The following is a 22,895-nucleotide window of genomic DNA, read 5'->3' as shown; positions in this document are numbered from 1 at the left end:
TGACAAAAATGGAAATCATCTTAGCTGAACCACGAGGTTTTTGTGCCGGGGTAAAAAGGGCTGTGGACATATTAGCTATTACTTTAGAAAAATACAAAAACGAGCGCCAAGTTTATGTGCTACACGAAATTGTTCACAATAAATATATAGTAGAGGACTTTAAGAAACAAGGAGTGGTTTTTGTAAGCAGTATCGAGGAAATTGAAGATAATGAAGGAATACTGATCTTCAGCGCGCACGGAGTATCAAAAAATATAGAAGATGAGGCAAAAAGAAAGGGTATTCAAGTGATTGATGCAACATGTCCTTTAGTCAGCAAAGTGCATAAAGAAGCAAAAAGGTATGAAAACAGTGGTAAAGAATTAATTCTCATTGGGCATGAAAACCATCCAGAAGTTAAGGGAATTAGGGGAAGAGTAAACAATCCTATCACTTTAGTGCAAACTTTGCAGGATGTATATGATTTAAAGGTTAAAGATCCAGATAATTTGTCTTATGTTACACAAACTACGTTAAGCATCGACGATACCCGTGACATTATTGCTGCCTTGAAATTAAGGTTTCCAGGCATAACAGGTCCAGATTTAAAGGACATATGCTATGCAACGCAAAACAGACAAAATGCTGTTAAAAAGCTAGCTGAAATTGTAGACATGATATTAGTTGTAGGAAGTAAAAATAGCTCAAATTCAAACCGCTTATTAGATCTGTGCACTGCCAGAGGAAAAAGAGCCTACTTGATTGATAATTACAGCTGTGTGAATAAAAGCTGGTTTCAGGGCGTAGAAAAGATAGGAATCACCGCAGGTGCTTCCGCTCCTGACATATTAGTTGATGAATTAATAGACTACCTAAAAGTAAACCTGAGTGTAAAAATTTCAGTTATGCCAGGTGATATTACTGAAAATGTTCAGTTTAAAATACCAAATCTGGTTTAAAACACAACTTATCTACTAAGCTTCTCTTGAAATCACACAAATCAGCATCTATAGCTAAGACGTCACACCGCGATTCATTAGACCTCTTGCATAACCATATAACAAACTTTTATTGGGAATAGAAACGAAAAAATTACTTTACAAGCTTCGCCAGCCCCCTTATCATTGTACTGAAGGTATTCAGTTATCTACATCTGTGCAGATTAAACAGCAAGAAAACAACGTAGTTGGCGTCTTATTTTTAATTTTTTGCACTATGTGCACCTTATGTCTTCACAACATTTCTGGGTTTTTACCTATATAAGCTGAAACGCGCTTATAAGTCGTTTAAGACAGTATAGTACGCCAATTTGCAGGATTAGAGAGTGAACACTAATTACCACGGGGTTTCTTTTGCCTTTTTTTCTGCTTAGTAAATTTCTTAAACATTTAAGCTAAGGTTAGTTGCACTTAAAAGCAGCTAAATTGCAGCGTTTAAGACTTAAAAAAACGCCAATACAGAAAATAGACAATGACCAGGGCTTCTTTTGCCTTTTTTTTCGTTTGGTAAATTTCTTAAATATTTACGGCTAATATGAAGCTAAGTACGAACTTTGTTAAACACAACAAATGGTGTCATTCCAGTCTGGAATCCAGGAAAAAGAATGGTGTCATCCCAGTGCCCAAACACTGGGATCCAGTTTTCTTTACAAATTCACCAAAAGTGTTTCATTCTATAACATAAAACCCATACTCACCAAATCCAATGCATTACTTGCAATTAAGTTTCCTGGATCCCAGTGTCTGGGCACTGGGATAACAAAGGAGGAGGTTATTCCAGTGCCAAGCACAGACCATTTCTGGTCTCTTAAATTGCAACTAATCTAAGTATTAAAAAATTTACCAAACGAAAAAAAAGGCAAAAAAAGCCCGATGGTTGGCTAGTTACTTACATTATACTTTCAAGTATGGCGTTTTTTTATTCTAAACGCTTAATAACCGTGACTCAGCCGCTTTTAAGCCGCAACTAATCTAAATTATAAACGTTAAGAAATTTACTAAACAGAAAAAAAGGCAAAGAAACCCTAGGGTAGCTAATTATTCACTATCCATTTTTTAAGTTGGCGTTTTTTGATGTTTTAAATAGCGTATTTCAGCTTGTGTAGCTAGAAATTTGATAAAGACATGAGGTGCACATAGTGCAAAAAATTAAGCATGATTTACGCCAAATACATTAAGTTTTTTTGTCATTAATCCACTGCAGAGATTGCGAAGATAAATAAATAGCTTCAGTTTCATGATAAGGGGGCTGGCGAAGGGTGTCAAGGAAGTTTTTCGTTTCATCCAATGCGCTGCCAAAAGTTTGTTATGCAAGAGATCCCATAAATTGGGTGTCATAATAACTACACCCACATTAATTTTGGTGTACGTGACCTTGAAAGATCGTGATTCAATACTTAAATTATTAGGGTAGTAGGCAAATAATGGAGCTCAAAATGCATAATGTACAAGAAACTGAAAATTTAAAATTTGACGCTGAGGTAGGGAAAGTACTGAATATAGTGATTCATTCACTTTACACCAATAAAGACATTTTTCTGCGTGAATTAATATCAAATGCATCAGATGCATGTGATAAGTTGCGCTATGAATCTCAACTAAACCCTAATTTGCTAGATTTGAGTGACGAATTAAAAATCACTATCAGCTCCAATAAAGATAAGAACGAGCTATATATCACTGATAATGGCATTGGAATGAATAGACAGGATTTAATAGACAATCTTGGTACAATTGCAAGCTCTGGTACGCAAAAGTTCTTGGATGCGATTAAGAATAGCAAGGATTCAAGCCAAACTGTGGAGCTGATTGGGAAGTTTGGTGTTGGTTTTTACTCAAGCTTTATGGTTGCATCAGAAGTAATAGTAGAATCGAGAAAAGCTGGAGAAGAGGAGTCTTGGGTCTGGAAATCCAAAGGAGATGGGGAATATTCAATCAGCAAGTCAGATAATCAAGTCCCTCGCGGAACCAAAATTACGCTCATTATGCATCCTGAAGAAAACGAGTTTTTAGATAAATTTCGTGTTGAAAATATTGTCACTACTTACTCTGATCACATAAATTTTCCTGTTGAATTTATAGACGAAGAAGGAAAAAGTGAAAAGTTAAACAGTAAGGCTGCAATTTGGACTAAGCCAAAAAATGACGTTACTCAAGAGGAGCACAACGATTTTTTCCGCAGTGTTGCCCACGTTGGCGGGGAGCCCTGGATGATATTGCATAATAAAAATGAAGGTGCAATAGAATATACGAATTTGCTTTATGTTCCTTCTATAAAACCTTTTGATTTATTTCATCCAGATAGACGTTGCTCTGTGAAGTTATATGTAAATAAAGTATTTATCACTGAAGATAACGTACAGATTATACCACAATACTTGCGTTTTCTGAAAGGCGTGGTTGATTCACCGGACTTGCCTCTTAATATCAGCAGAGAAACGCTGCAGAATAATCGCGTTGTTGAGCAAATTAGGAAATCCCTCACTAAACGCGCGATATCAGAGCTCGGTAAAAAGGCAAAAGAGAATTTGGAAGAGTACACAAAATTCTGGACCAATTTTGGTGCAGTATTAAAAGAGGGTCTTTGTGAAGCTATGCCAACTGATGAGAGAGAGGCGCTGCTCTCAATTTGCAGATTTCATAACACTGGTGATGAGAAATTAGTCAGCATTGATGACTATATAAGCAGAATGAAGCCTGAGCAGGAGCATATCTATTATCTCACTGGAAATAGCTTGGATTCAGTGAAAAACAGTCCACAACTTGAAGGATTCGTCAGTAAAGGACTAGAAGTGCTCCTATTTGTTGATCCAGTTGATGATTTCTGGACTAGTGTAATTCATGAATACAAAGATCAGAAAATCAAGTCTGTAACCCGCACAGATGTTGATTTGGAAAAATTCTCTTCAGAAGAAGATAAGACAGATGAAGAAAATAAATCGAATGGAGAAAAAACTGAGGAAAATACGGATCTTATATTGCAATATTTTACCACAGTGCTCGGAGATTCAGTAAAAAGCGTAAAAATTTCCAAAAAATTGACTGATAGTGCCGTATGCCTAGCGGTTGATGAAGGTGCTATGGATCTTCGCATGGAACGTTTTTTGCGTGAACAAAAGCAGCTAAACTACTGCACGCCAAAGGTGCTGGAAATTAATACTAAACATCCTGTAATAAAGAGTATAATGAAATCTTATGCTGAAAGTGGTGAAAACCCAACATTGGAAGACATGATTCATTTATTATTTTACCAAGCTTGCATCGTGGAAGGTGAAGAGATGGATGATGTAAGTCTGTTTGCTAAGAGATTGAATAATTTGCTTGGCAAGATTTCTGTTTAATGCTATACTTAGCTTAGCTATTAATTAGGGGTAAAACATGTTTGGTTCCAATTTTAGAAGCTTTGTATCAGAGGATGCAGCTTTGCAAGATCAATCAAGTTCGAAAAGATTAATCAAAAGTTGGCATGGTTCTGAAAAACAAGATTTTGGAGATTCAGGTCATGGTTCAGATGCTGAAGAAGAACAAAATACTAACAGAGCGACTAGATCAAAATTTCAGCTAACACAATCTTTGCTCAGTCAAGTAAGGGCAGACAAAAATGATGCCGATGCAAATTCTGGTAAGCAAGCTTATAAAGACTTACATAGGATGGATTTTCTTGTAATCAATGGTCAAGCTATAGGTAATAGTTTCATTAAAGGGTTGTATGATAAATACAATCAGGAGAATGATAAACGTCTGTTTGCAAAGCATGTTTTCACAGAAATGTTTAAACATGCTAATGCACAGGTTCCTGTTGATCCCATTATGGAAGAATTAATCATAAATTGTAATCAAGCAGGGTATGACGGCTCTTTGCTCATGCAGCTCTTTCCTATATTTCTTGAGCATACCCTACAATTGCCTGACGCTAACGATAGAAAGATAAGTATTATATGTAATAGCCAAGATTCCCTAAATATTCAGTATTGTCCAAATATGCCTGTTAAGCAACAGGATACAAATATAGAGATATGCAGGCTTGATGCTATTTTAGAGTTCACGCTTAAATCTCAGGATGGTAAGGTAGAGTATGAAAACGGTACAGTAACACTTACCATTCCTGAGCAGTTAAAAACTGGTAGAGAAAATTTACTAGATGATATCAATAAGTATTTTAAAGGTGCCGATAATGCAGTTGTTGCAGGTTCGCCAGCAGAGGTGGATTCAGATGTTGATAATTCATTTGATATCATTCCTAAAAATTTCACTTTTGATAGAATATTAAATATTCTAAATAAAGCAAAAAATGGTGATTATACGGATTTGGATGAAGTTATGGGTGATATAAAGAAAGAGAAAGATTACATACCTATTAACCCTGATCTTAAACATCTGAAGGCTTTTTGCTCACAGCAACTTAATTTGACGGCACAAACAGATCATGAGCGCGTGCGTGAAGTGCTCATAGAAAAAATGTATAAAGGAGAGAATGGTACGGTAAAAGGACTTGTACTTCTAGCCATTGCAGCTAGTGATATGTTTACAAAAAGATATGCAGAAAAGCATAAAGATGTGTTATTCCAGCAAAGTGATGAAGACTTAGATAGGTTACTCATTGGTGCTGGTAAGGGATGCTATATTGAATTTTTGTTAGAGCATTTAGAAAAAGAACTAGATTCTATTCTATCTTGGCGTGGTATATATGAAAAGCTTAAAAGGGCGTCGTCAATTGGCAATCAGGAATGCGTGGAAGCGATACTAGATAAATTTAAAGATACTGAGAGTAGAGATCCTGCTATAAAACTTTTGCACTATGCTGTAGAAAAAGACGATTATGATTTAGTAAACTCACTTATTAAAAATGGTGCTGATGTTAATATTCAAGATAGGGATGACAAAACAGCTTTACATTATGCCGTTTCCTCTTATGGTGACATTCAGAATGTTAATAAAATGGTAATGTTGCTTGTTGAAAGTGGTGCTAATATTGATATTCAAGATAGCGATGGCAAAACAGCTCTACATTATGCTGCTGCTGCTTCCAATAAGGATGAAATAGTAAGGTTGCTTTTTAAAGAGGGAGCTAATGAGGAAATTAAAGATAAATCTGGTAAGACATTTTTAGACATGGTAGCTTCAGGAACTAAATCATTCCTTCTTAGCGCTACTACAAGTAGTCACGAAGCTCCTGTTAATATTGATGATGAGAAAAAACAAGCTCATGCTCAACCTGCTGAACATGTACCAGAAGAAAGTGCAAAACTTAAGGCACAGCCTTCTAATACTCAAGAGCAACAAGAAGTTTCTGAGACTCCAGTTCCAGAACAAACGGATGATATTGAAAGTTTAAGTACACAGGACGCTCTTGTTCTTCAAAGTAAAAGTGCTACCGTGTTATCAATTGATGGTGAGGATAAACAAACTCCTGTTCAACCGGTAGAGTCTGAAAGTAAAGGTGATCAACAAGGTTCACCACCACTTTCACCACATAGTTCTGCGAGTGGTGATGTTGAAGGTACAGAAGCCTCTGCTAATGCAGCAGTAACTACGCCTGAAGAAGCACGTAGTCTTGTGAGTGATGGTGAGCATGATAAAATCATGTCTAAAGAGCACCAAGATGATGCACTAGAAAAAGATTTAATAGATTTTTCAAGTGATGATGGCAATAGTCCTCTAGGAGATCCAGTACCTACATCAACTAACGAAATCCCTGGACAAGAAGATGGTACTCAAACTACCACCAGGCAGCAAGAACCGAATCCAATTCCAATACCTACGCCGGCGCCAACACCACAACCAACACCGGCACTGAAGCCAACACTAATACCTTCAGTAGCTAACAACAAATCTGAGCAGGTGAATGATACTAAAACCAATGGCAAGCTGCCTAATAATCCAGGAAATGGAAGTATTACTGCAACACAAAATACGCAAAAGAGTAAGTGGCCTACCGTAGCTACATGGACGTTCGCAGTAGCTGGAATACTTGCAGGGGCTGCTGCACCGGCTGCATATTTTGCTTTTAGTGTTAGCTTGCTGACAACAGGAATAATAGCAGGTGTTGGAGTTTGTTGTTTAGTTGCTGCTGTAATCATATATTGCCGTAACAGACCTTCAAGTTCACTTGAGGGTAGTAATGTTGAACCTGTAGCTAACGGAAAGCTTGTTGAACAACAGTAAGTTGAAGAATAAATATTGTAGTTTACCATTTAATAATTTATTATAATTATGTTAATTATTAGTGAATAAAAACTTGGTAAACTACGAAGAAATATTCTTAAATAAAATCAAAGATATAAAAGAGGAGGGGCGCTACCGTGAATTTACGCACTTTGCGTCATTGCCAGGTAGGCTCCCCCACATTATGGACTACGAAAGAAATAGGGAAGTAATTGTTTGGTGCAGTAATAACTATTTGGGAATGTCACAGAATGAGAGTGTTATTGCTGCTATTCAAAATTCATCTGTTGGTGCTGGAGGAACAAGAAATATATCTGGTACAACAAAAGAGGTTGTCGAACTTGAAAAATCCTTAGCTTGTTTGCATAAAAAAGAGGCTGCTTTAACTTTTGCTTGCGGCTATCTCGCTAACCAGACAACACTTAGCACTTTATCGTCTATTATCCCAAATGTAGTAATTTTTTCAGACGAGAAGAACCATTCTTCAATGATAGAAGGCATAAAATCAGGAAAAAGACCAAAACATATATTTAGACATAATGATGTTGATCACTTAGAGCAGTTGTTAAAGTCCGTAGACACAAAAACACCAAAGATAATAGCACTTGAATCCGTATATTCAATGGATGGCGATATAGCGCCGCTTGAAGCGATATGCGATCTTGCAGATCAACATAATGCAATCACCTATTTGGACGAGGTGCACGCAGTTGGCATGTATGGTTCACGTGGTGGCGGAATTGCAGAAAGAGAAGGCCTGATGGATAGAATAACCGTTATTCAAGGTACACTATCGAAGGCTTTTGGAGTGATGGGTGGGTATATAGCGTCTTCAAAGAGCTTGGTAGATGTAATAAGAAGTTCCGCTCCAGGATTTATTTTTACCACTGCTATGTCGCCTGTTTTAGCAGCGGCAGCAAAGGCAAGCGTTGAGCACCTAAAATCGAGCAACATTGAAAGGGAAAAGCAAAAGCAAGTCGTTGAAAAAGTAAAAAACTCACTGAGAAATGCAGGAATTAACTTCATTCCAACAGAAACTCATATAATTCCAATAATAATTGGCGACCCAGAGTTATCCAAAAAAGCATCAAAATTATTATTTGATGAGTATGGAATATACGTTCAACATATAAATTATCCAACGGTGCCAAGAGGAACTGAGCGTTTCCGTATTACCCCTACACCTTATCATACCGATGAAATGATAGAACATTTAACAGAATCTCTTGTAAAAGTTTTCGAAAAGTTGTCTATCTCTGTAGACTGTTTATCCTAGTTTAATATCGCCAGCAATAATCAATCCGTTGTCTTCTGTTAGCCTTCCACCGCTTTCTTGCAGAAAAAGTCTACCGAGCAAGGCTTTATATTTGTTAACTCCAGAGTAAACTGTTCCTCTGTGCCTTCCTGCTGCAAGGTATGCAAAGCCTAAAATTGTTGAACCGATGGAGCGTACATTACTATTGCCAGGCAGCAATTTATTTAACAAATTACCACTTACATCTATTAGACCCCCTTCACGGCTTTTCACCCGCATTTTTATATGACGAGATCTAAAATCCTCAAGAAAAGCACCTTTCTTTTCTTCTGCCCAAAAAGTTTCTCTAAGAGCCGGAGCATCAATTACAGCTGCCACAACTTTATTTTTATGAATGAGACAGACTGATACTGCAAAATAAACCATGCAACTAGAAAAATTCTCCCTGCCCTCTATAGGCATAATAAACCAGGTATAAGTGTCATCTTTTACTTCTTGGTCAGTATCATCTTCAAAAATAAAACCATAGTCTTGTTTGTAATCGTGCAAGCAATCGTATATGGTTTGCTTGGATTTTGAATAAGTTTTATTAATAAAGTCTGCTGATTTAACATTAGAAATTTGCAATTCATTAAAATCGCGCATAAGCTGCCTGGAAGCCTTACGCACAGAATCAAGCATCACATTAATTCGTGGTGGTGAGATGGACATTCTTCTTTTTACTCTTTCACTCTTTCATAATAGCTGTCACCTGGAGTATATACTACAATTTTATCCTCTTCTTTTATAAACTGAGGCACGTTAACGCGCATTCCGTTTTCCAAAATTGCAGGCTTATAAGAAGCAGTAGCAGTTTGTCCTTTAATAACAGACTCTGTTTCTTTCACAGCAAGTGTAACATAATCAGGCACATGCGCAGAAATTATTTTGTCTTGATAAGCTACAACTTTAATTTTCATGTTATCCTGTAAATAAATTTTTTTTTCTCCCAATAAGTCCAAATTTATAGTGATTTGCTCGTAATTACTTGGATGCATAAGATTTACAATGTTTCCTTCAGTGAAAAGGTAAACATATTCCTCTTCATCTAAAATTGCCCTTCTGATTGTTGCATCAGAACGAAATCTTTCATAGTGTTTTGCTCCGGTCTTGATATTTTTCATTTCAGCTTGTATGTATGCACCACCTTTACCAGGTTGAGTATGCATAATACCTACAACCAAAAATAATCTGCCGTTATGTTCCAACACCTGACCTGGTCTGATATCGTTAGCTCTTTCTGCCATAATTACATTTTCATTTTGATCTTACAATTATAAATAGCTTTATATAAATATCAAAGTCTTTATTAGTCAATAAATTCTGGCATATTTAATACTATACACCTCCCCTTTATATTTATATGTGAAAATATCTCTTTAGTGAAAGATAGCATAATGCGTTTTTTTGTGCTGATAACTAAAATTTCTAATATATCCCCTGAGCCGAAATTATACACAGATTTTACATAGCCATATAATTCATTACTTTTCAGCCTTACTTCCATATCTACAAGGTCACTTTGGTAAAATTCATCCTCATCATTTAGCTCTGGTAACTTGCTTCTTTCTATATATAGCTTCTTATTCCTTAAAAGCTCTGCTTCATTACGGGAATTTACTCCGCTTATTGTAGCTATTACTAAATTATCACCTATGACGGATACTGAGTCTATTTTATAATTCTCATCACCACTGATTAGCTCACCATATAAGGAGATATTTTCAGGCTTTTCAGTAAAGGTTTTTACTTTAACAGCTCCTTTAATTCCGTGAGGAGAGGTAATAATTCCTAAGCATACCAGATTGTCGTTCATATTAATGCAAGTATCTAATCAGAAGATTTCTCAGATAAATATTGAGTCAAAATCTCGATGCCTTCATCAATCTCTTTTTCAGTGATAATGAGTGGAGGTAAAATTCTCACAACGTTATCTGATGTTACCCCAACAGTCAGCAAGCCGCGGTGACTTAATTCTTCTGCGAACTTTTTATTGTTTGCTTTCACCTTTATTCCAAGCATTAACCCTTTCCCTCTCACTTCTTCTATTATTGAAAATTTACTTGCTAAGTTTTCTAGTTTATTTTTTAAGTATTTACCTCTAATTTCAACATTTTTCAAAAAGCCGGGGCTGAGCAATTCTTCGAGCACAGCATTACCTACTGAGGTTGCAAGCGGATTGCCACCAAAAGTGGAACCGTGCATACCGACCGCCATATATTTAGCAGCATTTTCAGTCGCAAGACAAGCCCCTAGCGGAAACCCGCCGCCTATTCCCTTTGCAAGAGCACATATATCAGGTTCCACTCCTATATGTTCGTATGCGAATAATTTTCCTGTCCTACCAGCACCGCATTGTACGCAATCAAAAAATAACAATATGTCATTTTCATCACACAGCCTTCTTAGTTCTTTCATAAAGACTTCATTCATTACTTTGATACCACCTTGCCCTTGTATTGGTTCTATTAATATAACGCCTATACCACTTGAAATTGCTTTCTTTACGCTCTCAATATTGGGCTCGATGTTATCACACCAATCAATGTAGGGATTTAGTAATTCAGAAAATTTCTGTTTATCGTTTGTAGCACAAGTTAAAAAGGTTCTTCCATGAAATGCACCATGAAATGTTAAAATTCTGTGACGATTTTTATTGCCTTTTCCATTTTGATAGATCCTAGCAATCTTAAGCCCACATTCTACTGCCTCTGATCCAGAATTTGAGAAAAATACAGTGTCAGCGAAACTGTTGTTTATTAATTTTTCTGCAAAATTATTGGCAGCAGGTATATTATAGGTATTTGATATATGCCATAATTTTTCTCCTTGCAATTTAAGAGCACTAATTAATCGCGAATTAGTGTGACCTAAGCTACTAACGGCTATTCCGGAGTGAAAATCTACGTAGCGCTCACCATCAACATCATATAGGTAGATACCTTTGCCATAAGAAAAATTTATATTAACAGGAGAATAAACTGGCAAAATAGGAGAAATTGTCATAAAATATTATATGCTAAATTTTATTATTAATAACATAAAAACCGTTGTTTCACAATAAGAAGGATATGTATAAGCTAGGTAAATTGATGTTTTCTGCGTTGAAGAAAAACAAATACACAAAAGTTATTGTATTACTCTCATCGATCTTTATGATTTTATTCAGTGTGATATATTGTAATCATTTACTAAAGAGTAATTTCCTTTCTTCTTACCGTGATTCAAGTGTAAACTTAAAAAGCGTACTGGAAAATGGCATAATAAAAAAATACCATTATTTACTAATAGAAAAGCATCACATTAAATACAAAAATTTTGACTACATAAACCAACTAGTAAAACTACGTGCTGAATTATTACAATCAGTGAGCAAAGTAAAGGATTTCAGCTTAATACTGTATGATCAAAACGGCAGAATAATATTCAGTAATTTTAACACTCAAGATTATGATTATGAACAGTTACTTACAAACGATGAAATTGATAAACTATTAAGTAACCAAGAAATATTTTATACTACAGGAAATACATCAACTTCTATTTTCCCTATATTCCATGAAAATAGCGTTAAACCGTCGTTTTTTTTGAAGATTCTTCGAAACTACAATAATTCTTATGTTATAGCATATGGCCTGTTTTTAACATTTTTGGGCCTATTATTAATAATCTTAATATTAATAATGTTCTATTTGCACTTTTCTAATACCCAAATGCTAGCCAAGCAACATAAAACTAACATTGAATTACAGCAGATAAAAGAGACATTAGAGCAAGAAAATGCAAACAAGCTAAAGTTTTTTGCAAGCGTTACACATGAGTTACGCACACCTCTTAATGCTATTATTGGATTTGCAGAGTTGATCAAAAATGAAACTTTAGGTTCAATGGATAACTCTCAATACAAGGAGTATGCAGACGATATATATAATGCAGGGACGCATTTACTTGCTTTAATTAACGATATGCTCGATTTTTCTAAAGCTGAATCAAGTAGTTTAACAGTAGAAAAAGTGAAGTTTAACCTGAACAAAATAATAGATTCATGCGTAAATATGCTATTACCTAAATTAAAAGAAGCCGGGATTAATTTAAAAAAAGAGATGACTAATAAACAATTATTAGTCATTGCAGATCCCAAGAGAATGAAACAAGTTATAATAAATTTATTATCAAACTCAATCAAGTTTACTCCCAAAGATGGTTTAATAAGAATGGTGATAAAAGAAAATATAGAAAAAAACTTATTAACTATTGAGTTTCATGACAATGGAATAGGGATAATGCAGCAGGATATATATAAAGTTATGTCTGTTTTTGGCCAAGCAGATTCGGGATATAGAAACGAAGGTACAGGCATCGGATTACCGCTAAGCAAGAAATTAGTAGAGTTAATGGGTGGAACTTTTGACATTAAAAGTGAAGCGAAACTTGGTACTACGATAACATTGAACTTCTTTTATGAAGAACAAACATGTGAAGATTCGATTGATTTTTAATAGGATCTATTTGATATGGCCTTGCATCAGACGAAAACCACACTTTATCAAAAGCGGCAAGCCGAGAAGGCAGTTATCAATAAGCCCCCTATCAAGAATCTTATCTGTGTTAGCTATATATAAAATTTGATACTCTGATTACAATATACTACTATAGATAGAAGCGTTATTAATGGAGCAAGGTATGGATTTAGCAGTAGGAAATAATGCACCTGATTTTAGCTTACCAACAGATTCTGGTGCAAATTTATCATTGAATGAATTTTTTGATAAAAAAAACGTAGTTCTTTATTTTTATCCTAAAGACGACACTCCGGGTTGTACGATGGAAGCAAAAGACTTTAGAGATAAAATAGATGATTTTTCTTCCCTTGACACAGTGATAATTGGTGTATCAAAAGATAGTGTTAAGTGCCACACTAACTTCAAAGCAAAATACTCTCTGCCGTTTTCTTTAGTTTCTGATGAGAATGCTGAAATGTTGGGAAAATATGGTGTTTGGGTAGAGAAAAGTATGTTTGGCAAAAAGTATATGGGAATAGAACGCACTACTTTTTTAATAGATAAAAAAGGTAAAATAGTGAAGATCTGGAAAAATGTAAAAGTTAGTGGACATGTTGATGAGGTTCTGGAAGAAGTAAAGAGAATATAAACTAAAGAATAGGTTAATGGCTACCCATTGCTACATAAAAAAGCTGAAATTACATAATTTTCGTAGCCACTCAAACTTTGAACTGGATTCAGATGATAGCTCAGTTGTAATAACTGGCAAAAATGGTATTGGTAAAACTAATATACTTGAAGCAATCTCGTTGCTTGCTAAAAGCAATGGAATGAAAAAAGCAAAAGCCAGTGAGATACAAAATAGATTCAGTAATGAAGATTGGGCAGTGCACTATGATTTTTTTAATGGAACGGATTTTAATTCAATTGGTATCGCAAAGAGTTTTGATAAGAAACTAATACAAATTGATGGAAAAACGCAATCAAGTTATTCATCTCTGTATAAGATATCCAATGTAATATGGCTGATTCCACAAATGGACTATGTTCTTCTTAATTCTCCAAGTGACAGATTAAAGTTTTTAGACCGTATAGTTTCACTGTTTGAAGAAAATTACACTTGCTGCTACATGAAATATAGAAAAACTAAACATGAGCGAAGTAAACTGTTGAGAGAGAACACCTTGGACGAAAATTGGCTCTCTAGTCTTGAAAACATAATAGCTGTTAATGCAGTTAGTATTTTACGTATGCGATCGTCTGTTTTAAAAATATTACAAGACACAATTGATAACCATTCCAGTGAGCTTTTTCCGAAGGCAAGTTTGAAATTCAGCAGCCAACTAACTTTGAACGATACTGCAGAATATTTTCAGAATCGCCTAAAGGAAAACAGAGAAAAAGACTCATTGACTGGTAGAGTAACCTTTGGTGTGCATAACGATAATTTTCGGGTTTTTTGTCAAAAAAGAAACGTACCAATAAATCTGTGCTCCACTGGAGAACAAAAGTTATTACTGCTTTCTATTATTTTATCCAGTGTAAAAGCAAGGTGTATTCATTACAATAAGGCACCACTTCTTCTACTTGATGATATAATGTCTCATCTGGATAAACATTACAGAAAGGCGTTAATGGAGGAAGTGTTAAGTATTCAATGTCAAACTTGGATAACTGATGTAAATCAAGATAATTTCAATAGCTATCTTTATTCTTTCAAGTTTTTTGAATTATCAAATGAATAGTACCTCTTTCAAAGCTCATACAGGCAACTCCCAATTGTAAATTCCGGCAATTAAACCTCAAACCAAAACATTTCTGTTTTTTTTACTTTAAATTAAGTGCAAAAGTTACTTTACAAACTTCGCCAGTCCCCTTATCATGAAACTGAAGCTATTTATTTATCTTCGCAATCTCTGCAGTGGATTAATGACAAAAAACTTAATGTATTTGGCGTAAATCATGCTTAATTTTTGCACTATGTGCACCTCATGTCTTTATAAAACTTCTAGGTTTCTACCTATATAAGCTGAAACGCGCTTATAAAGCGTTTAAGACAGTAAAAGACGTCAAATAGACAAGGGAGAATTTGAATACTAGCCACCCTAGGGTTTCTTTGCCTTTTTTTTCGCTCAGTAAATTTCTTAATGTTTATAGCAACATGAACTGGGCAGGAAGGTGTCATTCCAGTGCTCCTTTTTTTGTCATCCGAGCCCCTATGACGTCATTCCAGCGCATGACGCTGGAATCTAGTTCTTATTGTACATTTACTTGGTGTAGAGTTAAGTTTCCTGAATCCCAGTGTCTGGGCGCTGGGATGACGAGAAAGGAGCACTGGAATGACATCATAGGGGCTTGCATGACATCATTCTTTTTCCTGGATCCAAGTAGTCAAGGCACTGGGATGACAAGAGGAGGGCACTGGGATGACAAGAAGAGAAGGCTACTTGGATGACAAGAAGAGAAGGCTACTTGGATGACGCTTCACCCTGTCATTCCAGCGCGTGACGCTGGGATCCAGACTTTAACTGATATGATTACAGAAAGAGAATTTATTAGGTATTCATAGACACTGAAAGTGGTAAAACTTACCACTTTTAAGTGAAGATGTAACAAAAGTTTTAGTAAAGGTTCATTAAACGCTACATTCGTTCTTAGTTGCATCCCAAGTTCCCCCATTAGAAGCACATCCTGTTGGGGTGCAAGTCGTATCTTTTCCTGTTATTGCTTTTACAACTGCAGGAGCGCCAAAAAACACAGCAGTAAATGCACCAAGTGCAAAAAGTGCTGGCCACGGCATTCTACCGAATATTGCAAGCAATGCTGCACCTATTATCACTATCGTAATCATCGGTCCACCTAAACCATGAGTATATTTCACTATTTTACATATTACTCCTGATGTTTCATCAGCATTTGCATCAAATGCAAAGGAGAGAATTAATGCCACAAGTAGAAGAAAATTTTTCATTACGCCTCCAATTATTTTTATTTTATGTTACTTCACTCTAGTTAAATTTAAGTAAACGATACAAGAAGCATCATTTACTCGATGCTTTTATTTACACTTATACTTCCCTGATCCTACAGGGTCCTCTTGCAATGTTTTAGTACCCGTACATGTCTCGCACCTACTTGCTGTGCCTGGTGCTATTTTTGAAACGACGGCAGGAGCACCAAAAAACACAGCAGTAAATGCACCGAGTGCAAAAAGTGCTGGCCACGGCATTCTGCCAAATATTGCAAGTAAAGCTGCACCTATTATCACTATTGTGATCATCGGCCCACCTATACCGTGAGTATAACCCATTATTTTGCATATCACTGCTGATGTTGCATCTAGATCAGCACGCGCATCAAACGCAAAGGAAAGAATTAAAGCCACAAGTAGAAGAAATTTCTTCATTACGCCTCCTATAATTTCTGTTTCATATTTGATTATCTATCACATTGATTAAGTTTAAGTAAATGGTGAGGATTTTTTGCTTAAAAGTATCCTTTATTTCATTTAGAATACTTTTCTTGGTTCGTTTATATTACAGTGCTACAGAAATTTTACAGCATCGTTTATTGCCTTTATCGTGCTTTGATTGACACAATTCATAATGATGGAGTGGAGCATGCAGGGTATCTATCATTTTTAATCCTGTTATCGATATTCCCTTTTCTTATTGTTTTAATGGCTGTGGCGTCAACATTCGCAAATTTCTTAGACCAGTATAACATTGGCTGGGTATTTATCATTGATAACATGCCACAGGATATTTTGGCATCTTTGATGCCGCGTATCAGAGAGATAATATCAGGCCCGCCGCAAAGCTTACTAACTTTAGCAATTGTAGGTGCTGTTTGGACCGCTTCATCGACAATTGAAGGGCTTAGAACAATACTCAATAAGGCCTATAAAGTTCCGGTTTCGCCACCTTATATATTAAGAAGGTTGTTAAGTATACTACAATTTTTAGTGATCACGCTTATTATAACTCTAACTATAGTGTTTTCTACATTAGTACCAATGCTAATTGATTTTTCCTATCAGGGGATTAGTTATACTAAATATCTCCTCATTGAATTTGTACTTTTCACAGTAGTCTCTTGGCTATATTTTATGTTGCCAAACATAAAACAAAACTTATCAGACGTATTTCCTGGAGCTTGTGTGGCTGTTATTCTTTGGACGATTTCCGCTTCAGCTTTCAAGCAATACTTAAAAGCTTCCTTTGATCAACTGAATTTGATATATGGAAGTTTAGGTGGTATGGTAGTGTCATTACTATTTTTTTATATGCTAAGTTTGATTTTTATATATGGAGCAAAATTTAATTTTCAGCTAAAATATTTCAATGAATCTCGCTAAGGAGAAAGAAATGAGTAAGTTAGAAGGTAAAGTAGCTTTAATCACCGGAGCTTCAGGTGAAATAGGCTCTGCTGTTGCAAAAAGGTTTATAAGAGAAGGTGCATGTGTGATTCTGATTTCAAGATCTCTTGATAATCTCAAGCCACTATATAATGAAATTGAAGAGCTTGAAGAATTTAAAGAAGGCTCTGTGAAACTAATTCAGCTTGACCTTTTAGACCTTGAGAATGTAAAGATACTAACAAACATGATAGAAAGTCTGAAATTATCAGAATCTGGAGCACTTGATATATTAGTTGCGTGCACTGGAATTTTAGGCAAATTGAACCCTATTCACGACTGTGAGATTGAAGAGCTACAGAACGTAATGAATACAAATTTTACTGCCAATTGGTACTTACTAAAAAACTTAGATCCAATGCTAAAAAAGTCTAATGCTGGAAGAGCGATATTCATGACCTCAGAGGTGACACTTTCTCCTTCCTCTTATCCATATTGGATGCCGTATGCTGCAAGTAAAGCTGCACTGGAAATAATGGTGCAGATATATGCATCTGAGACAAAACATACAAAATTATGTGCAAATGCTGTATATCCAGAAGGACCTGTGGGTAGTGAGCGGGCGTTTCCTGGATCTGAATTAGTGTCACCCGATAAACTAACAGATAAATTCGTGGAATTAGCTTCTGAAAACTGCAGCATATCAGGAAAAATCTTACCGCTCAGCAAATCTCCCGAATAAATTACCATAGTATCTGCAAAGATACCGTTAAGCCCACAACTGTATGAACATTGTGATTTGAGAGTAATCTCCACTAGGAAGGATGTCATCCCAGTGCCTCTATGGTGTCATTCCAGTCTGGAATCTAGTCTTTATTATGCAGCCACTTATTTAAAGTTAAGTTTTCTGGATCCCAGTGTCTGGGTACTGGGATGACACCTCTGGGCACTGCCGTCATAAAGGAACCAGTGTCAGCTACTTGAATGACATCATTTGCTGTGCAATTTACCTTCAAAAATGAATGTTTGTACAGCTGTGTGTCAAGCACTGGAATCTGCCACGCAAATTGCAATGTTCGTACAGTTATGCGTCAAGCCTAAAAGATACTGTCTTTACTGTCAATAAATTATTTAGCTAAAAAAGATAAAAAACAACAAAAAACTTAATTTAGCCTTCTATACATCAATGTAACTGTGTATAAGTACTTTGAGTTTGTGTAGGCGTACTTATACACAGTTACACTAGCTATTCACCAGGCAGTTTTGTTTAAAGTCAAAGTAAAATGATACAATGTAATCTACTATAGTACCAACACTTTAGGCATGGTGCTCTATACTAAGTGCTCAAAAGTGTTGAGTATAACTGTTAACATTATTTTACCAAATCACCATTGAATGGTTGATTCTTTTTAAGAATACCAAAAAATATATGCATTAGTTTTCTCATTAACGCAACAATTATAACCATTGAACATTTTCTTTTATTTGCTAAACGCTGGCAAAATTTTTGAAAGTGAGGATTACGGTTTTTGACTACTATAGCTGGCATATAAAGAGCCTTGCGGATACGCTCGGATCCTATTTTACATATTCTACTTTTTTTACTGACAGATGAACCTGATTGGTAATATTCAGGATTTAGACCGGCAAAGGCTGTAAATTGTCTAGCATTATCAAAATTATCAACAGATGGCATTTCTGCAACGATAGCAACAGCAGTAAGATGTCCTATACCTTTTACAGTCTTGATGTTTTCTATCATATTTTTTAGGTGTGAATGGTTATTAACATGCTCACAAATCTCTTTTTCTATAGCAGAAATTTCTGTTTCTATTGTAGCAACTACTTCAAGTATGGCTTGCTTACAACGGTAATCCATATTTTTATTTTCCAAGCGATTCATCTGTTGTAACTTGTCGTCTTTAAGTGCTTGCAAACAACGATAGAGATCTCTTAAACGCTTGATTTCAGTAGGAGCAGGTTTCCAAAGATTAGGTTTATTAGCAATACAAAACCTAGCAATCATGGCAGCATCTGACTTATCTGTTTTGTTTCTGAGTAGCTCACTTTTGCCAAAAGCCTTGATTTGAGCAGGGTTTACCACACTTACATTATGTCCAAGGTCATACATAAAAATAATTATATCTTCACTGTAACAACCAGTCGCTTCTAGGCAGAGATGAATAAGGACTGCTCCGTGATTATTACACCAAGCTACAAGCTTTTCAAAACCTTCCTTGTTATTGCGAAAAACTTTATGTCGCTCTTTACTGCCTATCAATAAACAAACATCAAATTTTTTTTTAGCAATATCTACACCTAAAATAACATTTGCTTGCATAAACCAGCCTCCAAAACTATAAATAAAGTTGAGAGTTAGACTAACCTTGTGATACGGGATATAATTCCAAAGATACTGTTCTGTCTTTTAACTCTATATGGGAAGGGAGCAAAATCTTTTTGTCAGCCTTTTTGGCATAAGTAATTTATCGGCTTCACCTTCCCTGCAAGACATTTTAGCTACAATGCCCTACTCCTTGAAGATACAAGTTATTCATATGAAATAATGTTACCTGAAATTGATAATTTTCTATCACAAGCTAGGTGATTTTATCAATAATTTCATTGTGTACGTGATTATCATTTTTTGTTTCAATTCCAGTGATAACACTGCACCTAACGGGCTCTTTTATGGCTATTTCCTGAAATCCTTTTCTGACCTTATTGTAAAAATTAACATCCATTTCTTCATATTTATTCTTGTCTTTTGCTCTATTTAACCCAACTTTAACATCAATATCTAGAATGAATGTAATATCTGGATATTTAATTTCCACTAGCTTATGTAAGTCCCTTATTAGCCCTAAGTCAACTCCAAACCCATATCCTTGATATGCAATAGTTGAATCAATAAACCGATCACAAATCACTATTTTTCCTTCTGCAAGAGCTGGTAATATTAATTTTTTCATATGTTCGCGCCTCATCGAGATAAGTAGCAAGAGTTCAGAAATAGAATCAATATTATTCGTTAACAATACTCCTCTTACCTTCTCTGCAAAGTTAGTGCCACCTGGTTCTCGAGTCAATACCACATTATTTTCGCCGCGAATTTGCTTAAAATGATTTGCAAGTAGCTTAGATTGTGTTGTTTTACCAGAGCCGTCTATTCCTTCGAAAGTTATGAACATAAGTTTTATAATTATAATACTAAAAAAGAATATGCAAACAGTATACATAGAAACCGTTTGACATTTAAATAATAAGACCGTAAATTACATGTGGTATAATAATAGTCTATGGTTGCTCTGAATACTCCTAAAGTCGATTTTAGTTTTACTGCAAAAGATTTTAATCTTTTGGGAGTAGACAATAAATATTATGCATTAAGTGACTGTTGTGGAAAAAATGGTCTTATTATAATGTTTATATGCAATCACTGTCCTTACGTTCAGTCAATTATTAGCAATCTGGTAAGCGATGTTGATCAATTGAAAAAAGATTATCAGGTAAACACCATTGCAATAATGCCAAATGATGTAAATGAATATCCAGAAGATTCCTTTGAAAATATGATTAATTTTGCCAAGGAAAATAAGTTTACATTTCCATATTTAATTGATAGTACACAGAAAATAGCTAAAGAATACGGGGCTGTTTGCACTCCTGACTTTTTCGGCTTTAATTCCAATTTAAACCTTTGCTATCGTGGACGTTTTAACGACACAAAAAAAGAAAAGGTTCAAAGCTATGAAGTAGGAAGTAGTGACTTATTTCAAGCTATGAAATTTATTGCAGAAACTGGTAATTCTCCAATTGACCAAAAATCAAGTATTGGCTGCTCAATTAAATGGTCTAATTCTACAGGTTAAATATCATGCACAGTGGCTCTCAGCATTTGTTTGATATTATAATTTTACTTTCTGCTGCTGTGTTTATAGTCATAGCATTTTGGAAAATGAATATTAGTCCAGTGCTTGGTTACTTCGTTGCAGGTGCAGTTATTGGTTCTCACGGATTTAATCTGATACACTCAGCTGAAGCAATGGATAATCTTGCAGAATTTGGTGTAGTTTTTCTATTATTCATTATAGGCCTTGAATTGACATTTGAACGCCTGATCGCTATGCGTATTCATGTATTTGGATTCGGTTCTCTTCAAGTTATAGTTACCATGGTAGCAATATGGTGCATCGCTCTTGCTTTCGGAGTGAATACGAATATAGCAACAGTTATTGGTGGTGGGCTCGCGCTATCCTCAACAGCAATAGTGTTGCAGGTTCTGCAAGAAAAAGGTTCTCAAGCAAGTCAGGTCGGTAGGTTGTCGATAGCAGTGCTATTAATGCAAGATTTTGCAGTGGTACCATTAATAGTATTGGTACCTTTACTTGCTGGCAATTCTGAGCACAGCCTGATAAGCTCATTGGCAGGCTCATTAGTGCAAGCAGCTATTGCGTTAGTGCTGATATTTATAACTGGTAGATTATTGCTTAGACCTTTATTTTCGGTTATTGCTAAAATGGAAAGTAATGAGGTCTTTATATCAACAACGCTTTTAATAGTATTAGGAGCAGCGTTTATTACTGAGCAATTTCATTTATCATTGGCATTAGGTGCATTTGTTGCTGGATTGTTAGTTGCAGAAACAGAATATAGACACTCAGTGGAGCACGCGGTATTACCATTTAAAGATTTGTTTCTTGGCTTATTTTTCATGACTGTTGGTATGTCCATCAATACCGAACTTTTACTCAATAAGTTACCACTAATTACTTTATTATCGATTATCCTTATCGTTTTAAAAACATCTATCATATATATATTGTGTAGATTTTTTGGGTTTAAGAGCGCACCTGCTATACAAGCTGGGTTACTGCTTTCACAAGGCGGTGAATTTGCGTTTATTTTATTTCGCTTAGCAGATGAGCTAAATGTGCTACCAAGTGAAATTGCTCAAGTACTTATGATGGTAACTACAGTAACCATGGCTTTCACTCCTCTTTTATCGGGGCTTGGAGATTGGATAGCAAACTCATTTAGCACTGAGAAAACAATATTAGATGATGAAGCTGTTGAAACAGATACACAAGATCTTTATAACCATGTGATAGTTGCTGGATTTGGTAGAGTGGGATATATGGTAACAAAAATGCTTACGGCAGAGCATTTAAGTTACGTTGTTGTAGATATTCAATCGAAAATAGTCAAAGAAGGAAAAAGTGATAGTTTTCCTATATATCTTGGAGATGTTACAAGATGTGAAATTTTAAAATCGGTAGGAATAGAAAGAGCTCAAGCTCTCGTTATTTCAATAAAGAATGAAGTTACTATAAAAAAAGTTGTTTCTTTAGTTGCAGCAAATTTTCCGCATGTAAATATTGTAATACGCTTACCAGATCTGAGTAATGTGGAGGTTTATAGAGATCTAGGAGCTAGTAAAATTATTCCTGAAACATCTGAGATAGGATTGCAGCTAGGTGGAGCTGCACTGAGCCTTAGTGGTATTAGCGAAAGTGGAGTTACGTCTTTAAAAAGTAGATTCAGAAAAGGCAATTACAGTATGTTAAAAGACCTTGGTAGTGATAAAGATGAATAACTAC

At 35.5% G+C, this 22,895-nt stretch carries 20 protein-coding genes; 12 read left to right on the top strand and 8 right to left on the bottom strand.

Annotated elements, in window-relative coordinates; all coding sequences use genetic code 11:
* Positions 1-8 precede the first annotated feature (8 nt).
* The 4 genes from ispH to hemA all read left to right on the top strand — a co-directional run bounded on the left by ispH (position 9) and on the right by hemA (position 8,418).
* Positions 9-938, top strand: a complete 930-nt coding sequence (gene ispH, locus OPR49_RS01710; RefSeq protein WP_265027496.1) for a 4-hydroxy-3-methylbut-2-enyl diphosphate reductase — start codon at positions 9-11, stop codon at positions 936-938.
* Between the two features lie 1,475 nt (positions 939-2,413).
* The gene (gene htpG / locus OPR49_RS01705) at positions 2,414-4,318 is read left to right on the top strand and encodes a molecular chaperone HtpG (RefSeq protein WP_265027271.1); all 1,905 of its coding nucleotides are present in this window, start codon (positions 2,414-2,416) and stop codon (positions 4,316-4,318) included.
* Positions 4,319-4,355: 37 nt separating this feature from the next.
* Entirely contained in the window at positions 4,356-7,142 is a 2,787-nt protein-coding gene (locus tag OPR49_RS01700) for an ankyrin repeat domain-containing protein (protein ID WP_265027270.1), read from the top strand.
* Positions 7,143-7,215: 73 nt separating this feature from the next.
* On the top strand, positions 7,216-8,418 hold the full coding sequence (gene hemA / locus OPR49_RS01695) for a 5-aminolevulinate synthase (protein WP_265027495.1): 1,203 nt from the start codon (positions 7,216-7,218) through the stop codon (positions 8,416-8,418).
* Here hemA and OPR49_RS01690 read toward each other — a convergent pair.
* From OPR49_RS01690 to OPR49_RS01675, 4 genes are all read right to left on the bottom strand, one after another.
* The gene (locus tag OPR49_RS01690) at positions 8,410-9,108 is read right to left on the bottom strand and encodes an inositol monophosphatase family protein (protein ID WP_265027269.1); all 699 of its coding nucleotides are present in this window, start codon (positions 9,106-9,108) and stop codon (positions 8,410-8,412) included. The two genes, hemA and OPR49_RS01690, sit on opposite strands and share 9 nt — an antisense overlap.
* 8 nt (positions 9,109-9,116) lie before the next feature.
* Complete coding sequence (gene efp, locus OPR49_RS01685) at positions 9,117-9,683, bottom strand: elongation factor P (protein WP_265027268.1); 567 nt, start codon at positions 9,681-9,683, stop codon at positions 9,117-9,119.
* 62 nt (positions 9,684-9,745) lie between these two features.
* The gene (gene rimM / locus OPR49_RS01680; RefSeq protein WP_265027267.1) at positions 9,746-10,252 is read right to left on the bottom strand and encodes a ribosome maturation factor RimM; all 507 of its coding nucleotides are present in this window, start codon (positions 10,250-10,252) and stop codon (positions 9,746-9,748) included.
* A 14-nt stretch (positions 10,253-10,266) separates the two neighbouring features.
* On the bottom strand, positions 10,267-11,442 hold the full coding sequence (locus OPR49_RS01675) for an aspartate aminotransferase family protein (protein WP_265027266.1): 1,176 nt from the start codon (positions 11,440-11,442) through the stop codon (positions 10,267-10,269).
* 65 nt (positions 11,443-11,507) lie between these two features.
* Here OPR49_RS01675 and OPR49_RS01670 point away from each other — a divergent pair, with 65 nt between their 5' ends.
* From OPR49_RS01670 to OPR49_RS01655, 4 genes are all read left to right on the top strand, one after another.
* Positions 11,508-12,935: a sensor histidine kinase gene (locus tag OPR49_RS01670; protein WP_265027265.1), complete on the top strand. Its 1,428-nt coding sequence runs from the start codon at positions 11,508-11,510 to the stop codon at positions 12,933-12,935.
* Between the two features lie 184 nt (positions 12,936-13,119).
* Positions 13,120-13,587 carry a thioredoxin-dependent thiol peroxidase gene (bcp, locus tag OPR49_RS01665; RefSeq protein WP_265027264.1) on the top strand — a complete coding sequence of 156 codons (468 nt, stop codon included), beginning with the start codon at positions 13,120-13,122 and terminating at the stop codon, positions 13,585-13,587.
* A 16-nt stretch (positions 13,588-13,603) separates the two neighbouring features.
* A complete protein-coding gene (gene recF, locus OPR49_RS01660; RefSeq protein WP_265027263.1) occupies positions 13,604-14,683 on the top strand; it encodes a DNA replication/repair protein RecF in 1,080 nt (359 codons plus the stop codon).
* A gap of 371 nt (positions 14,684-15,054) precedes the next feature.
* A complete protein-coding gene (locus tag OPR49_RS01655; protein WP_265027262.1) occupies positions 15,055-15,393 on the top strand; it encodes a hypothetical protein in 339 nt (112 codons plus the stop codon).
* A gap of 180 nt (positions 15,394-15,573) precedes the next feature.
* Here OPR49_RS01655 and OPR49_RS01650 read toward each other — a convergent pair whose 3' ends face one another.
* Positions 15,574-15,909 (bottom strand): TrbC/VirB2 family protein, encoded by a 336-nt coding sequence (locus tag OPR49_RS01650; protein ID WP_265027261.1) that lies wholly within the window; start codon positions 15,907-15,909, stop codon positions 15,574-15,576.
* Positions 15,910-15,996: 87 nt separating this feature from the next.
* Positions 15,997-16,344, bottom strand: a complete 348-nt coding sequence (locus OPR49_RS01645) for a TrbC/VirB2 family protein (protein WP_265027260.1) — start codon at positions 16,342-16,344, stop codon at positions 15,997-15,999.
* A 135-nt stretch (positions 16,345-16,479) separates the two neighbouring features.
* On the opposite strand from OPR49_RS01645, the gene OPR49_RS01640 reads away from it, so the two are divergent.
* A complete protein-coding gene (locus OPR49_RS01640) occupies positions 16,480-17,295 on the top strand; it encodes a YihY/virulence factor BrkB family protein (RefSeq protein WP_265027259.1) in 816 nt (271 codons plus the stop codon).
* Entirely contained in the window at positions 17,282-18,037 is a 756-nt protein-coding gene (locus tag OPR49_RS01635; RefSeq protein ID WP_265027258.1) for an SDR family oxidoreductase, read from the top strand. The genes OPR49_RS01640 and OPR49_RS01635 overlap by 14 nt, the downstream gene beginning before the upstream one ends.
* A gap of 630 nt (positions 18,038-18,667) precedes the next feature.
* On the opposite strand, the gene OPR49_RS01625 is transcribed toward OPR49_RS01635, so the two are convergent.
* Positions 18,668-19,636 (bottom strand): transposase, encoded by a 969-nt coding sequence (locus tag OPR49_RS01625; RefSeq protein ID WP_265026710.1) that lies wholly within the window; start codon positions 19,634-19,636, stop codon positions 18,668-18,670.
* A gap of 259 nt (positions 19,637-19,895) precedes the next feature.
* Positions 19,896-20,486, bottom strand: coding sequence for a dTMP kinase (tmk, locus tag OPR49_RS01620; protein WP_010081998.1), 591 nt, complete (start codon positions 20,484-20,486; stop codon positions 19,896-19,898).
* Positions 20,487-20,594: 108 nt separating this feature from the next.
* On the opposite strand from tmk, the gene OPR49_RS01615 reads away from it, so the two are divergent.
* Together OPR49_RS01615 and OPR49_RS01610 are read left to right on the top strand one after the other, a co-directional pair.
* A complete protein-coding gene (locus OPR49_RS01615) occupies positions 20,595-21,167 on the top strand; it encodes a thioredoxin family protein (protein WP_006279694.1) in 573 nt (190 codons plus the stop codon).
* Between the two features lie 5 nt (positions 21,168-21,172).
* Complete coding sequence (locus OPR49_RS01610; protein WP_182319809.1) at positions 21,173-22,891, top strand: monovalent cation:proton antiporter-2 (CPA2) family protein; 1,719 nt, start codon at positions 21,173-21,175, stop codon at positions 22,889-22,891.
* The last annotated feature ends 4 nt before the right edge of the window (positions 22,892-22,895 follow it).

Source organism: Wolbachia endosymbiont (group A) of Bombylius major, from assembly GCF_947251895.1.
Classification (GTDB): domain Bacteria; phylum Pseudomonadota; class Alphaproteobacteria; order Rickettsiales; family Anaplasmataceae; genus Wolbachia; species Wolbachia pipientis.
The sequence above is the reverse complement of the archived record's forward strand: the minus strand, read 5'-3'. Positions and strand labels throughout refer to the sequence as shown.

Excerpts from the sequence above, each read along its gene's own strand:
- OPR49_RS01610 (WP_182319809.1), top strand. The coding sequence starts at position 21,173 with ATGCACAGTGGCTCTCAGCATTTGTTTGATATTATAATTTTACTTTCT.
- OPR49_RS01650 (WP_265027261.1), bottom strand. The coding sequence starts at position 15,909 with ATGAAAAATTTTCTTCTACTTGTGGCATTAATTCTCTCCTTTGCATTT.
- OPR49_RS01625 (WP_265026710.1), bottom strand. The coding sequence starts at position 19,636 with ATGCAAGCAAATGTTATTTTAGGTGTAGATATTGCTAAAAAAAAATTT.
- OPR49_RS01675 (WP_265027266.1), bottom strand. The coding sequence starts at position 11,442 with ATGACAATTTCTCCTATTTTGCCAGTTTATTCTCCTGTTAATATAAAT.
- OPR49_RS01690 (WP_265027269.1), bottom strand. The coding sequence starts at position 9,108 with ATGTCCATCTCACCACCACGAATTAATGTGATGCTTGATTCTGTGCGT.
- OPR49_RS01615 (WP_006279694.1), top strand. The coding sequence starts at position 20,595 with ATGGTTGCTCTGAATACTCCTAAAGTCGATTTTAGTTTTACTGCAAAA.
- bcp (WP_265027264.1), top strand. The coding sequence starts at position 13,120 with ATGGATTTAGCAGTAGGAAATAATGCACCTGATTTTAGCTTACCAACA.
- ispH (WP_265027496.1), top strand. The coding sequence starts at position 9 with ATGGAAATCATCTTAGCTGAACCACGAGGTTTTTGTGCCGGGGTAAAA.
- OPR49_RS01670 (WP_265027265.1), top strand. The coding sequence starts at position 11,508 with ATGTATAAGCTAGGTAAATTGATGTTTTCTGCGTTGAAGAAAAACAAA.
- OPR49_RS01700 (WP_265027270.1), top strand. The coding sequence starts at position 4,356 with ATGTTTGGTTCCAATTTTAGAAGCTTTGTATCAGAGGATGCAGCTTTG.
- tmk (WP_010081998.1), bottom strand. The coding sequence starts at position 20,486 with ATGTTCATAACTTTCGAAGGAATAGACGGCTCTGGTAAAACAACACAA.
- OPR49_RS01645 (WP_265027260.1), bottom strand. The coding sequence starts at position 16,344 with ATGAAGAAATTTCTTCTACTTGTGGCTTTAATTCTTTCCTTTGCGTTT.
- rimM (WP_265027267.1), bottom strand. The coding sequence starts at position 10,252 with ATGAACGACAATCTGGTATGCTTAGGAATTATTACCTCTCCTCACGGA.
- efp (WP_265027268.1), bottom strand. The coding sequence starts at position 9,683 with ATGGCAGAAAGAGCTAACGATATCAGACCAGGTCAGGTGTTGGAACAT.
- htpG (WP_265027271.1), top strand. The coding sequence starts at position 2,414 with ATGCATAATGTACAAGAAACTGAAAATTTAAAATTTGACGCTGAGGTA.
- recF (WP_265027263.1), top strand. The coding sequence starts at position 13,604 with ATGGCTACCCATTGCTACATAAAAAAGCTGAAATTACATAATTTTCGT.
- OPR49_RS01635 (WP_265027258.1), top strand. The coding sequence starts at position 17,282 with ATGAATCTCGCTAAGGAGAAAGAAATGAGTAAGTTAGAAGGTAAAGTA.